This window comes from Parazoarcus communis (assembly GCF_003111645.1).
Classification (GTDB): Bacteria; Pseudomonadota; Gammaproteobacteria; order Burkholderiales; family Rhodocyclaceae; genus Parazoarcus; species Parazoarcus communis_A.
Genome location: NZ_CP022187.1, coordinates 3,662,187 through 3,674,982, shown reverse-complemented (window position 1 = coordinate 3,674,982; position 12,796 = coordinate 3,662,187). Strand labels below are relative to the sequence as shown.

The 12,796-nt window shown below is 66.4% G+C and carries 11 protein-coding genes; 3 read left to right on the top strand and 8 right to left on the bottom strand.

All coding sequences use genetic code 11. From position 1 onward, the window contains the following. The first annotated feature begins 4 nt into the window (after nucleotides 1-4). Nucleotides 5-841: a sulfite exporter TauE/SafE family protein gene (locus CEW83_RS16775; RefSeq protein ID WP_108950359.1), complete on the top strand. Its 837-nt coding sequence runs from the start codon at nucleotides 5-7 to the stop codon at nucleotides 839-841. A gap of 36 nt (nucleotides 842-877) precedes the next feature. Continuing rightward, entirely contained in the window at nucleotides 878-2,464 is a 1,587-nt protein-coding gene (locus tag CEW83_RS16770) for a gamma-glutamyltransferase family protein (RefSeq protein ID WP_108950358.1), read from the top strand. Nucleotides 2,465-2,545: 81 nt separating this feature from the next. On the opposite strand, the gene folB is transcribed toward CEW83_RS16770, so the two are convergent. The 6 genes from folB to CEW83_RS16740 form a co-directional block, all read right to left on the bottom strand. Then, nucleotides 2,546-2,953, bottom strand: coding sequence for a dihydroneopterin aldolase (folB, locus tag CEW83_RS16765; protein WP_108950357.1), 408 nt, complete (start codon nucleotides 2,951-2,953; stop codon nucleotides 2,546-2,548). A gap of 1 nt (nucleotide 2,954) precedes the next feature. After that, the gene (gene folD, locus CEW83_RS16760; RefSeq protein ID WP_108950356.1) at nucleotides 2,955-3,860 is read right to left on the bottom strand and encodes a bifunctional methylenetetrahydrofolate dehydrogenase/methenyltetrahydrofolate cyclohydrolase FolD; all 906 of its coding nucleotides are present in this window, start codon (nucleotides 3,858-3,860) and stop codon (nucleotides 2,955-2,957) included. A 9-nt stretch (nucleotides 3,861-3,869) separates the two neighbouring features. After that, nucleotides 3,870-4,733: a formyltetrahydrofolate deformylase gene (purU, locus tag CEW83_RS16755; RefSeq protein ID WP_108950355.1), complete on the bottom strand. Its 864-nt coding sequence runs from the start codon at nucleotides 4,731-4,733 to the stop codon at nucleotides 3,870-3,872. A gap of 82 nt (nucleotides 4,734-4,815) precedes the next feature. Beyond that, nucleotides 4,816-5,946, bottom strand: a complete 1,131-nt coding sequence (locus CEW83_RS16750; RefSeq protein WP_108950354.1) for an aminomethyltransferase family protein — start codon at nucleotides 5,944-5,946, stop codon at nucleotides 4,816-4,818. A gap of 106 nt (nucleotides 5,947-6,052) precedes the next feature. Next, nucleotides 6,053-6,745, bottom strand: a complete 693-nt coding sequence (locus CEW83_RS16745) for a response regulator (RefSeq protein ID WP_108950353.1) — start codon at nucleotides 6,743-6,745, stop codon at nucleotides 6,053-6,055. 32 nt (nucleotides 6,746-6,777) lie between these two features. Beyond that, nucleotides 6,778-8,298 carry an ATP-binding protein gene (locus tag CEW83_RS16740; protein ID WP_159099483.1) on the bottom strand — a complete coding sequence of 507 codons (1,521 nt, stop codon included), beginning with the start codon at nucleotides 8,296-8,298 and terminating at the stop codon, nucleotides 6,778-6,780. A 177-nt stretch (nucleotides 8,299-8,475) separates the two neighbouring features. Here CEW83_RS16740 and CEW83_RS16735 point away from each other — a divergent pair, with 177 nt between their 5' ends. Next, nucleotides 8,476-10,314, top strand: coding sequence for a PAS domain S-box protein (locus CEW83_RS16735; protein ID WP_108950351.1), 1,839 nt, complete (start codon nucleotides 8,476-8,478; stop codon nucleotides 10,312-10,314). A gap of 21 nt (nucleotides 10,315-10,335) precedes the next feature. Here the strand turns inward: CEW83_RS16735 and CEW83_RS16730 are convergent, their stop codons facing one another. Then, nucleotides 10,336-12,231 carry a DUF1989 domain-containing protein gene (locus tag CEW83_RS16730; protein ID WP_108950350.1) on the bottom strand — a complete coding sequence of 632 codons (1,896 nt, stop codon included), beginning with the start codon at nucleotides 12,229-12,231 and terminating at the stop codon, nucleotides 10,336-10,338. Beyond that, on the bottom strand, nucleotides 12,228-12,782 hold the full coding sequence (locus CEW83_RS16725; RefSeq protein WP_199915148.1) for a flavin reductase family protein: 555 nt from the start codon (nucleotides 12,780-12,782) through the stop codon (nucleotides 12,228-12,230). Before CEW83_RS16725 ends, CEW83_RS16730 begins: the two co-directional genes overlap by 4 nt. Nucleotides 12,783-12,796 lie beyond the last annotated feature (14 nt).

The window sequence follows — 12,796 nt, the reverse complement described above, 5'->3', positions numbered from 1 at the left end:
CACAATGGAATTTTTCGACGGCTACAGTGCCACCTGGCTGGCAGGGCTGGTCATTGCCCTGATCACCACCGGGGTGGTGGCAGGCATCCTTGCCGGACTGCTTGGCGTGGGTGGCGGCATCGTCATCGTGCCGGTGCTCTACCACCTCTTCACCCTGCTCGGCATCGACGAGTCGGTACGCATGCATGTGGCGGTGGGTACTTCCCTCGCCACCATCATTCCGACCTCGATCATGTCGGCCCGCGCGCACCGCCGCCGTGGCAGCCTCAACCCCGAACTGCTGCGCAAGCTGATTCCGCCCGTCGTGGTCGGCGTGCTGATCGGCTCGGTCGCCAGCGGCTACTTCAGCGGCCAGGTGCTCACCTCCATCTTTGCCACGGTCGCCCTGCTGGTCGCGCTCAACATGGCCTTCAAGCGCGATGGCTTTGCGCTTGGCGAGGGTCTGCCGGGGCCGCTTGGCACCTCGATGATCGGCGTCACCATCGGCGGCCTCTCGACCCTGATGGGCATCGGCGGCGGCACGCTCAGCGTCCCCACCCTCAACGCCTTTCGTACGCCGATGCACGTGGCCGTGGGCACCGGGGCCGCACTCGGCATGATCATCAGCCTGCCCGGTGCGATCGGCTTCCTGATCAACGGCATGGGCGTGCCCAACCTGCCGCCGGCCACCGTCGGCTATGTGAACCTGCTCGGGATGGCACTGATCGTGCCTGCGACCATGGTCACCACCTCATGGGGTGCGCGTCTGGCCCACGCCATCGACGCGCGCCGTCTGCGCCAGGTGTTCGCGGCCTTCCTCGCGCTCACCTCGCTGCGCATGTTCTACGGCCTGCTCGCCTGACCTGGCGCGGGCCACGCCACCAACAAGGAGACACTCATGCTGCACACCCTCACTGCCCTCGGCGGCATGCAGGTTGCCCCTCACCACCTCGCCGCGCAGGCCGGACGCGACATCCTGCGCGAAGGCGGCAACGCGGTCGAAGCCATGGTCGCCGCGGCCGCCGCCATCGCGGTGGTCTATCCGCACATGAACGCGATCGGCGGCGACGGTTTCTGGCTGATCCATGAGCCGGGCAAGGCGCCGGTCGCGATCGACGCCTGCGGCTTTGCCGCCGGGCTTGCCGACCGCCAGTTCTACGCCGGGCTGGATGCCATCCCCGCTCGCGGCCCGAAGGCAGCACTCACGGTTGCCGGCACGGTCGGCGGCTGGGACACGGCCCTGGAAGTCGCCGCCGAGTGGGGGACTGCGCTGCCGCTGTCGCGCCTGCTCGCCGACGCCATCCGCCATGCGCGCGACGGTGTGGCCGTCACTGCCAGCCAGGCCGCCCTCACGCGCCAGAAGCTCGACGGACTGAAGGACGCGCCCGGTTTCGCCGACACCTTTCTGGTCGATGGCGCGCCGCCCGAAACCGGACATCTGCTGCGCCAGCCCGCGCTGGCCCAGACGCTCGAGACCCTCGCCGCACGCGGCCTCGATGACTTCTATCGCGGCGAGATCGCCGAACGGATCGGCGCCGAACTCGAACGCGTCGGCAGCCCGGTTCGCACCCACGACCTCAACGCCTACGCCGCACAGATCGTCGATCCGCTATCGGTGCGGCTCGGCGACAGCACGGTGTACAACCTGCCGCCCCCGACCCAGGGCCTGGCCGCACTGATGATTCTCGGCATCTTCGAGCGCCTCGGTGTCAGCGCGGGCGAAGGATTCGCCCATGTCCACGGCCTCGTCGAAGCCACCAAACGCGCCTTCCGCGTGCGCGACCGCGTCGTCACCGATCCGCGCCGCCTGCCCGCCGACCCGCGCAGCTTCCTCGACGCGCCTGCGCTCGACGCGCGCGCCGCCGATGTGGACATGCAGGTCGCGCTGCCCTGGCCCGATCCCGCCGCACCGGGCGACACCATCTGGATGGGCGCGATCGACCGCGAAGGGCGTGCAGTGAGTTTCATCCAGAGCGTGTACTGGGAGTTCGGCTCCGGCGTGGTGCTGCGCGACACCGGCATCACCTGGCAGAACCGCGGCATGAGCTTCTCGCTCAAACCTGCCGCGCTCAATGCGCTGGAGCCCTCACGCAAGCCCTTCCACACCCTGAACCCGTCAATGGCGCTGTTCGACGACGGCCGCGTGATGCCCTACGGCACCATGGGCGGCGAAGGTCAGCCACAGACCCAGGCCGCCGTGTTCACCCGCTACGCCCGCTTCGGCACGCCCCTGCAGCAGGCGGTCAGCGCACCGCGCTGGCTGCTGGGCCGCACCTGGGGCGATGTCAGCACCAGCCTCAAGCTGGAGAGCCGCTTTCCGCCGGAGCTGGTGCAGGCATTGCGCGACGCGGGGCATCAGGTCGAAGTGCTGGACGAGGCCTACAGCGACACCATGGGCCACGCGGGTGCGCTGGTCAGACACCCGAACGGGCTGATCGAAGGCGCGGTCGACCCGCGCAGCGATGGCGTGGTTGCGGGCGTCTGATGAAAATGGCGGCGCCGGCCCTTGCAGCGCATGAAGTCTGCAAGGGCCGGCGCGCCATGAAAACAGCATCGTGCGCAGGGCTCAGGCCGCGGCCCTGACTGCCGGCACCTTCGTCGCCACAGCCGCCGGCCACGCCGCCATGCGGCTCACCGACACCCGGCGCGCGCCCGGTACCGCAGCCGGTTTGGCGATTGTTACCTCCAGCCGCCGGATGGCGAAGCGTTCGCCCAGGGTGTCGAGCATGACCTGGCTCAGGTGTTCGAGCAGGTTGAAGTGGCGCGCTGCGATCAAGGCTTCGAGGCACGCCACCACTTCGTCGTAGTCCACCGTGTGGCGGATGTCGTCGCTGCGCCCGGATGCGGCGCCGTCGATGCACAGGGTCAGATCCACCAGCAGGGTCTGGCGCGCGGCCAGTTCGTGCGGGTAGATGCCGATCGATGCTTCAAGCGCCAGCCCTTCGAGACGGATCACACACTCGTCGGCGCCCATCTCAGACCGCCTTCAGCACCGGGGCTTCCCAGTCCTGATAGTCGTCGGCGGGGCTCGCCTGCAGGCTGCGTTCGGCCGAGCGCAGCGTGTTCTCGATCAGCATGGTCACCGTCATCGGCCCCACGCCGCCGGGCACCGGCGTGATCCACGAGGCTTTCTCCTTCACCCCGTCGAAATCCACGTCGCCGACGATGCGGTTGTCCGGCAGGCGGTTGATGCCGACGTCGATGACGATGGCGCCTTGCTTGACCATCTGCGGCACGATCAGACCCGGCTTGCCCGCGGCCACGATCAGGATGTCGGCCAGAATGGTGTGCTGAGCCAGATCGCGCGTTTTCGCGTGGCAGATCGTCACCGTGGCTTCGCGCTGCAGCAGCATCAGCGCCATCGGCTTGCCGACGATGTTGCTCGCCCCCACCACCACCACGTTCTTGCCCGCGACCTCGGTGCCGGTGGTGTCGAGCAGCAGCTGCACGCCGTAGGGCGTGCATGGCGGGAAGATGGTGTTGCCCACCACCAGTCCGCCGACGTTGTACAGATGAAAGCCGTCGACGTCCTTATGCACCGAGATCGCCTCCAGCACCCGGCGCACATCGATGTGCCCGGGCAGCGGCAGCTGAATCAGGATGCCGTGCACCGTCGGGTCGGCGTTGAGCTGGGCGATGCGTGCCAGCATCTCCACTTCCGGCGTATCGGCCGGCAGCGCCACATGCAGCGAGCGCACGCCGCATTCCTCGCACGCCTTCACCTTGTTGCCCACATACACCCGCGAGGCCGGATTGTCCCCGACCAGGATGACCGCCAGCCCGGGGCGCACGCCCTGCTCCACCAGCCGTCCCACGCGCTCGCGAAAACCCACTCGGAGCTGTTTCGACAGCGCCTTGCCGTCGATGATCTGTGCCGTCATGGCGGCCTCTCAGCGGAAAACGACGGTTTTATTGCCATGCACCAGCACCCGGTCTTCCAGGTGATAGCGCAGGCCGCGGGCGAGGACGGCTTTCTCGATGTCCTTGCCGTAGCGCACCAGATCTTCCGGTGCGTCCGAGTGGTCGATGCGGATCACGTCCTGCTCGATGATCGGGCCCTGATCGAGCTCCGAGGTCACGTAGTGGCAGGTCGCGCCGATCAGCTTCACGCCACGCACATAGGCCTGGTGGTAGGGCTTGGCGCCGACGAAGCTGGGCAGAAAGCTGTGGTGGATGTTGATGATCTGGCCCGGGTAGCGCTCGCACAGCCCCGGCGACAGAATCTGCATGTAGCGCGCCAGCACCATCACGTCGCCTTCGGCTTCGCGGTACAGGTCCTCGACCCTGGCGTAGGCCTCGGCCTTGGTGTCGGGCGTGACCGGCACGTGATGGAAGGGAATGCCGTGCCACTCCACCAGCCCGCGGAAGGTCTCGTGGTTGGAGATCACGCACGGGATCTCGATGTTCAGCTCATCGGCATGCCAGCGCGACAGCAGGTCGTACAGGCAGTGCTCCTGCTTGCTCACCATCACCACCACGCGCTTCTTGCGCGCGCTGTCGCTGATCTTCCAGTCCATGTCGAATTCACGTGCGATCGGCGCGAACTTCTCGCGCAGCACATCGATGTCGAAGGGCAGCGAGTCGGCCAGGATCTCCTGACGCATGAAGAAGCGCTTGCCGTCCACGTCCGCGTGGTGGTTCGCCTCGGTGATCCAGCCCTGGTGGCTGGAGAAGAAGCTGCTGACGGTGGTCACGATGCCAACCCTGTCCGGGCAGGACAGGGACAGGGTGTAACGTCTCTCTGAGGGGCTCATGGGGGTGCTGTTTTCCTGTTTTCGGTCTTGTTGCGCGGGGCGTAGCGGGCGCACTCGCGGCGCCCTTGCAAGGCTTCGCCCCTCAGCCCTTGGCGGTACGCTTGAGCTTTTCGGGATCGTCGAAAGGCAGCGTATGGGTGGTCGCCGCACAGCGCAGGGTGGCGCCGCGCAGTTCGAGCGCACGCCCGGGAACGGCGTAGGCCGGGTCCATGCGGGCGATGGCCATGCCGCGCCCGGTGAGACGGGAATACATTGCGCAGGTCACGAAGCCGACCTTGGTGTCGCCGTCCCAGATGGCATCGCCGCCTTGCGCGATTTCCTTGGTATCGAGCTCGACGCCGTAGATCTTGAAGCGCTCCCTGCCCTGCAGGCGGAAGTGCTCGGCCGCGCCGCGGAACTCGGTCTTGCCCGGCGACACGGTGAAGTCGAGGCCCAGCTCCCAAAGGGAGTCACCGATCGCCTCGCCTTCCATCGGATACATGTCAGAGTTGTCGTAGGGATAGAACAGCAGGTAGCTCTCGACCCGCAGCCAGTCCAGCGCGGTGAAGGAGCAGGGCATGATGCCCATCGCCTTGCCTTCCTCCACGATGGTGTCCCAGATCAGCGGCGCATCGACGCCCTTGCAGAACAGCTCGTAGCCGCGCTCGCCGGTATAGCCGGTGCGCGAAATCGTGACCGGGCAGCCGAAGAGCCGGGTCTGCATGTGATGGAAATAAGGCAGGTCGCGGATGCCCGGCACATGCTTCGACAGGTACTCCACCGCCAGCGGCCCCTGCAGTGAAAGGTCGTGCAGGTCGTCATCGAACAGCACCGCCACGTTGCGTCCCACCGCGCCGCGGGTCAGGATCTCGTGGCCCTGGCCCGAGCCGTGCACCACCATGAAGGCGTTGGGGCCGTTGCGGTAGATCACGCAGTCGTCGATGAACTTGCCGGCTTCATTGAGCATGCAGGCATACACCGACTTGCCCGGATAGAGCTTGCTGACATTGCGCGTGGTCGCGTAGTTGAGCAGGGCTTCCGCATGCGGCCCGACCAGGTGCACCTTCTTGAGCCCGGACACATCCATCAGGCCGGCGCGGGTGCGAATGGCCTCGTGTTCGTCGGCGAGATCGGTGCTGTAGGTCCAGGCTGTCGCCATCCCGTTCCAGTCGGCGAGGGTCGAACCCAGTGCGCGATGCCGGTCAGCCAGTGTCGACTGTCTCCATGAACTCATTTGAAACTCCCTTTTCAGCGAAGAGTGAAATTGAGTTCATTAAGCCAGTGTGCCGGGCACGCGAAAATACTCCTCTGGTACTACGCCCCGGCCTCCCACCACGGCGTCAGGCCTGGTGTCTCTCGTCCTCGCGCAGTTCGCGCAGCCACACCGCCGCTTCAAACCGGTTACGCAGATTGAGTTTCTGCAGCACGTGCTTCACGTGCACCTTCACCGTGCTCTCGGCAATGCCGAGCGCGCGCGCAACGATCTTGTTCGATGCGCCCTTGGACACCAGCTCCAGGGTCTCCTGTTCGCGTGCGGTCAGCGAGGCCCAGTGCTCATTCAGCGATTCTTTCGAAGGCGGCTGGGGTTTGGCCAGCAGGCCGCCTACCGCGGCCGACAGCACCGTTCCTCCCGCGGCGACCTGACGCAGCTTCATGCAGAACTCGTCCGGCTCCATGTCCTTGAGCAGGTAACCGCTGGCGCCCGAGTTCAGCGCCTCCATGATGTCGAAACTGGAGTCGGACACGGTGAGCATCACCAGGCGGGTGGTCGATCCCGCGGCCTTCAGCGCCCGCAGCACCGAGATGCCGTCGAGCCCCTTCATGTGCAGATCGATCAGCGCCACATCCGGCCGGTGCGTCAGCACCGCCTCGATCCCCTCCGCACCCGACGCCGCCTCGGCGACGACCTCGACATCGTCGTACATTGCCAGCAGCTGGCTGACCCCCTTGCGAAACAGTGCGTGGTCATCCACGACCACCAGTCTGATCGGTGTGCCGTGTCGATCCGGGTCGCCCCCAGCCGCGTTGTCCATGCTGTCCGTCCTCATTGCTTGATCAATCCGTTTCAGGTGCTGCCCGGCCGCGGCCGGAAGCGCATCTCGACGCAGGTGCCCTGCCCGCTCGCAGCCGGCCGCAAGTGCAAGGCCCCGCCAATCTGCCGGGCGCGGTCGCGCATGATCGACACCCCATGGTGACCATCGCCGCCGCTGCCCTCGCGCAGCCCGCGACCATCGTCCTCGACCGTGAGCACGATCTGTCCGTCGTCCTCCTCGTCGAAGCGCACCTGTGCGTGCTGCGCCCGCGCGTGACGTACGACATTGGTCAGCGCCTCGCGCACGATCTGCAGCAGGTGGAACTCCTCGTTGACCGACAGGTGCCTGCTGCCCAGCCGGTAATCGAAGCCGAGTTCGGTGCCCGAGCGTGCGGACAGCTCATCCACCACCTCGCGCAGCGCCTGCTGCAGGCCGCCCGGCGGCATGCTGGTGCGAAAGGCCGAGAGCAGTTCGCGCAGGTGGCGGTAGGCGCTGTCGAGCCCGTTCTTGATCTCGCCCGACACCTCCAGCACACGCTCGCCGGGACCACAGTCCGCACAGCTGCGCCCGATCTCCAGCTGCAGACGCGCCACCTGCAGCTTCATGTAGGACAGGGCCTGGGCGAGCGAATCGTGCAGTTCCCCGGCGATCGCGCTGCGCTCGTCCATCAGCGCCAGACGCCGGCGTCGGTGGTTGCGCTGCAGATTGCCCAGCGACAGCGCAAACAGCGACGCCACCGCCTCGATCAGCCGGCTATGCCGGCTCTCGAACATGAAGTCTCCCGGCGCCTCGACGATCAGTACGCCATAGGTGTCGCCGGCATCGCGCACCGGCACCGCCAGCTCAACATGCTCGCCTTCGGCAGCAGTCGATGCCCGGTGCAGGCCGTTTCCGCGCGACAGCTCCTCGACCGAAAACGCTTCCAGCAACTGCAGGCGGCGGACATCGCCCAGCTGTGACGGCACCCCCAGCCCGTCGGCCACCGGCTCAAGCAACACCAGCGCACAGGCACGCACCGCCAGGCAGTCGGCCATGTCCTCTAGCAGGGAATTCAGCCACGGTGCGCTCGCGCTGTGTTCGGCAAGGCAGAGACTGGCCTGGCAGATGAATTCGAGTGTCCGGGTGGCGAAGCGCTCATGCTCGGACGCCTGCCGCGACAGCCGTTCGGCCTCTGCAAGGTGGCAGGCGAGCTGGGTCGACACCCCATCGAGTGCCCGGTGTAGCCGGTCCACCTCATCCACGCCCTCGTCCCACGCCACCGTGGCACCAAAGACGTGCCTGTTGAGCCGCTCGAGGGCGAAATCGGTGCGCACCACGAGCATCTTGCGCGCAATCCGCAGCGTGGCCCCGCACCCAAGGAGGAACATCAGCGCTAGCAGGGCCTGCAACAGTTGCAGAACCGCGAGGCGGGACGAAAGTGTCGGGTCTGCAGCGGTTCCGAGCGTCACTTGCAGCCCGGCGGCAACGCCGGCGCTGACGAACAGGGTCGCGCACAGGCAGGCTAGACACACCAGTACGAGAACGAGACGCGAGAAAAGCGGATGTTTTTTCAAGATGAGGGCCAGCAAGGCGCAATCTTCAGGCGTTAAGTCGTTTAACTGAAAGCAACTTTTGCGCCCATCAGGAATCAAGCGCTGCGGCATATTCATGCGCGCCGGCCCTCAGACTGGATTGAATCCTGCTTTGTGCGCCTTAGCCGCCACTTACTCTCACGCCGGACCATTACAACGATGACGCTTTACCTGATCGCCACCCTCCTTGCCTGCTCGACCGCCTTGCTCGTGCTCGGAGATGGCAGCGACACCTCTCCCCTGCTGTGGACGCTGGCCATGATTCCACTACTGACCTGGATCGTGCTTCGCCACGGCGGGCGGCACGGCGGCAGCAGCCGGACGACCGACGCGCTTTCTGCGCTGCAGTCGCTGAGCCGCTTCGCCGAGCAAAGCGGCCAGCCTGCCCTGCTGCTTGAAGGCGAGAACATCGCCAACGCCAATCGCGCCCTGCTCAAACTCATTGGGCTGGAGGATCGCGGCGACGAACTGATCGGCATGCCGCTGGACAACATCGTGCATCCGAAGCATCACCGCAGGCTTGCCACACTCCTTTCTCCCCAGGCAGACAACAGCGATGCCGGCACCCTGTCGCTGATGCGTGCCGACGGCACACCGTGGTCGGCCCGTGTCAGCCTGTTTCAGGGCCACAGCGCGCAGCTCACCCTGCTGCAGTTCTCCACCCCTCAGGACGCCGCGACCAACACCGGACATGAGTATCTGCAGGCAACGCGGCTGACCCACTTCTCGCGCGAGATCCTGTTCTCCCTCGACGCACAGATGCAGCTCAGCTATGCCAACGCACAATGGGAGCGCAGCACCGGCCGCAGCGTTGCGGAAAGCACGCAACAACCGTTTCTCTCGACCTTCCACAGCGAAGACCGCGCCGCCCTCGGCACCGGGCTGCGCCAACTGCAGGCCGGCAAACGCGACAACCTCACGCTTGAGCTTCGCATTCGCGCCACCCGCGCCCACGCCGCACGCTGGGTCGAACTGCGCGCCTGGCCAATGCCGCTGCAGACGCTCGGCGAGACCGGGGTGAGCGGCATCCTGCTCGACATCGACCAGCGCCGCCGCAGCGAAGAGGCCCTGCGCGCGCAACGCCGCGGTCTGCACACCATGCTGGACAACCTGCCGGGGATGATTTACCGCGGCCAGAACGATCGCAACTGGACGATGGAGTTCGTCAGCGAGGGCTGCTTCGAACTCACCGGCTACACCCCGCTGGAACTGGTGGATAACCACTCGGCCTGCTTTGCCGAGATGATCCACGAGGAGGACCGCGATTTCGTGTGGAACTTCGTGCAGATGCGACTCGACCGCCGTGAGCGCTACGAACTGAGCTACCGCATCGTGGACCGCGACGGTCAGACCCGCTGGGTATGGGAACAGGGGCGCGGCATCTATTCCAGCCGGGGCGAATTCCTCGGCCTGGAGGGCTTCATCACCGACGTCAGCGCCAGCCGGGGCGCGCAGGAGGAAGCGCGCCGGCGCCTGTTCTTTGACAACGCCACCGGTCTGATGAATCTGAGCCTGTTCCTTGACCGTCTGCAGCATCTGTACCGCCACGCGGCGATTGCCGATTACCCGTTTGCGCTGATCCACATCGAGATCGAAACGATCACCGAGATTGCCGAGCACTACGGGCCGGCAATGAGCGAACGCGTCAGCGTCGAGATCGGCAAGCGTCTGCGGCTTGCGCAGAGCGACTGCAACGGGGTTGCCCGTCACGCCGGCGGCTTTGCAGTGCTGATCTCGGACTTCCGCCCGCAGACGCTGAGCTGGGCCGGGCCGCCGAGTGCCGAACCGTCCTCGGCAGCAGGCCTGCTGCATCTCGCCCATGCACTCGCGGCGGAAATCAGTCGCCCGCTTCGCATCGACGGCCATAGCCTCAGCCTGAGCGCGCGCTTCGGCATCGCGACCGAGCGCGAGGCCCACGCCGATGCGAACGCCATGCTCGAGCAGGCAGCGCGCCACGACCATCCCGGCGCGCTGCCGCCGCCCGAACAGGCTCACTGAGCAGGCAGGCTGAAAGCCGGCCTAGCTGCGCACCCTGGACTTAGTCGGATCGTAGTGCGGGAAGGCCACGACGCGCGCAGCGAGTCGCTTGCGGTGGCCGTCGAGCTGGCCCACCTGCAGCGCCGTATCGAGCTCGGAACAGGCGACATCCACCCGCGCCAGCGCGACCTGTGCATTGAGCACCGGAGAGCGCACCGCGCTGGTGATCTCGCCCACCCTGGCGCGACCGATATAGACGCCGTCGCCGTGATGCACCGCTTCGTTGCTGTCGATCGCGAGCCCGACCAGCTTGCGCCGCGGGTGCGCCTTGCGTTCTTCGAGTGCCGCCCGACCGATGAAGTCGTCGGGTTTGGACAGTGCCACGGTAAAGCCGATGCCGGCTTCGAAGGGATCGGTCTGATCGCAGAACTCCTGACCGGCAAAAGCCAGCCCGGCCTCGATGCGCAACATGTCAAGCGCATCGAACCCGAGCGGCACCAGTCCGAGCGGCGCTCCGGCCTCGGCCACGACATTCCACAGCTCTGTGCCATCATCGGGGTGACACCACAGCTCGAAGCCGAGTTCGCCGGTGTAGCCGGTGCGGGACACCACCAGCGGGCGACCAGTCGGCCCGCCCAGACGCGCCGCCATGAAGCGGAACCAGCCGAGTTCGGCGATACCCGGCTGCGCCGGTGCGGTCCACAGGATCTTGGCCAGCAGCTCGCGGCTGCGCGGTCCCTGCACCGCAATGTTGTGCAGGCTGTCAGTGGCATCGCGCACATGCACGTTGAAGCCCGCTGCCGCTGCCTGCTCCTTCAGCCACAGGCCGGTCGTGTCCTCGCCACACACGAAGCGGAATACATCGCGCCCAAGGCGGAACACCGTGCCGTCGTCCATCATGCCGCCGTGAGCGTGGCATACCGCGGTATAGACCACCTGACCCACGGCCAGCTTGCGCATGTCGCGGGTAACCACCTTCTGCAGCAGGGCCTCGGCATCGGGTCCGGTGATGTCGAACTTGCGCAGCGCGGTCAGATCCATCACCGCGACCTTCTCGCGGCACGCCCAGTATTCGGCAATCGTGCCGTGGCCCACGAAGCTGCGCGGCAGCCAGAAGCCATGATAGTCGATGAAGTCCCGCGTCAGCGTTTCGGTCACGCCGGCAAAGGCCGTGGGACGGGTCAGGCGTACAGGAGCGTCGGGAGTCATTCGGTGGGCCATCGCGCGAGGGAATGAATGGGCCGCGTCATAGATGCGAACCTCGATGTCGGTCGGCTGCCAGGCGTTGGCGGGGTCGATGTCGTCGGCGCAGGACGACACCGCCACCACCAGATCCTTGAGTGCCCTGAGCAGCACGTAGTCACCCGCCTTCGACCACGGCTCGGCAAAGCCGAGGCTGCCGCAGGGCTGGATGAAGGTGTTGTAGAAAAAGTTGATCGCCGGCCAGCCTGCGCGCGGACGAACGCCCATCGGCTCGAGCACGGCGTTGAAGTTGTCGCTGCAGTTGGCGTGACCGGGAAAGCCCTGGTCCTCGTAATACTTCGCGGTGCAGGCAAGGGCAAAGGCATCGTGCCGCCCCACGGTATCCTGCACGGTCTCAAGCAGGGGCTGCATGCGCGCATCGAAATACTTCGCGTGCAGGCCGGGCATGGGATAGGACGACCCCGCCAGGGTGCGGGTCACCGTCGGGTCCAGCCCCCACTCTTCACCGGCGGCAAGCGCTGCGGCATCGAAGGCGAGGACATCCGAACACTGACGCCCCTCCACATCGATGACCTGAATGAACTGCCCGGCCTTCAGTTCGAAGGCCCGGGCGCTCGCCGCCCCGACCCGGATCACCGTCAGCGGCTCGGGAAAGACCTGCTGCAGGGTGGGCTGTGCGTCCGCCTGCAGCAGGAAGGGGTCCTCTTCGATGAACGGCGGTGCCTTGTCGTTCATGCGCAGACGTCCTTTGCCACCAGCTTGCGATAGCCACCGGCGCAGAACACCAGCGGTTCGCCATCGCGGAAACGCAGGTTGTCGACTTCGGCGACGAAGATGATGTGGTCGCCGCCCGGATACTGTGCGAACAGGCTGCACTCGAAACTGGCGAGGGTGTCGTCCAGCAAGGGGGCGCCGAGCTCGCCCGGCGCATAGTTCAGATCGACCCACTTGTCCCCGCCGCCGCGGGCAAAGCGCGACGACAGCTCGCTCTGTTCGTGACCCAGCACGTGGATCGCCAGCGCACCGCCGGCGGCAAACGCCTCGCAGCAGGCGCTGTTCCGCGCCAGGCTGAAGAGCACCAGCGGCGGATCGAGCGACACGGTATTGAAGGAGCTCACGGTTGCCCCCACCGGCCGCCCCTGATCGTCCCAGGTGGTAACGATGGTGACGCCGGTGGGAAACAGTCCGAGGACCTTGCGGAACATCCGACCATCGAACGGCGCGTGATGGGCGGCAAGGGGTTCCGGCGCGGCGGCCGGAACCTGCTGGAGGGCAACAGCGTGCATGGCAGGCTCCGTGT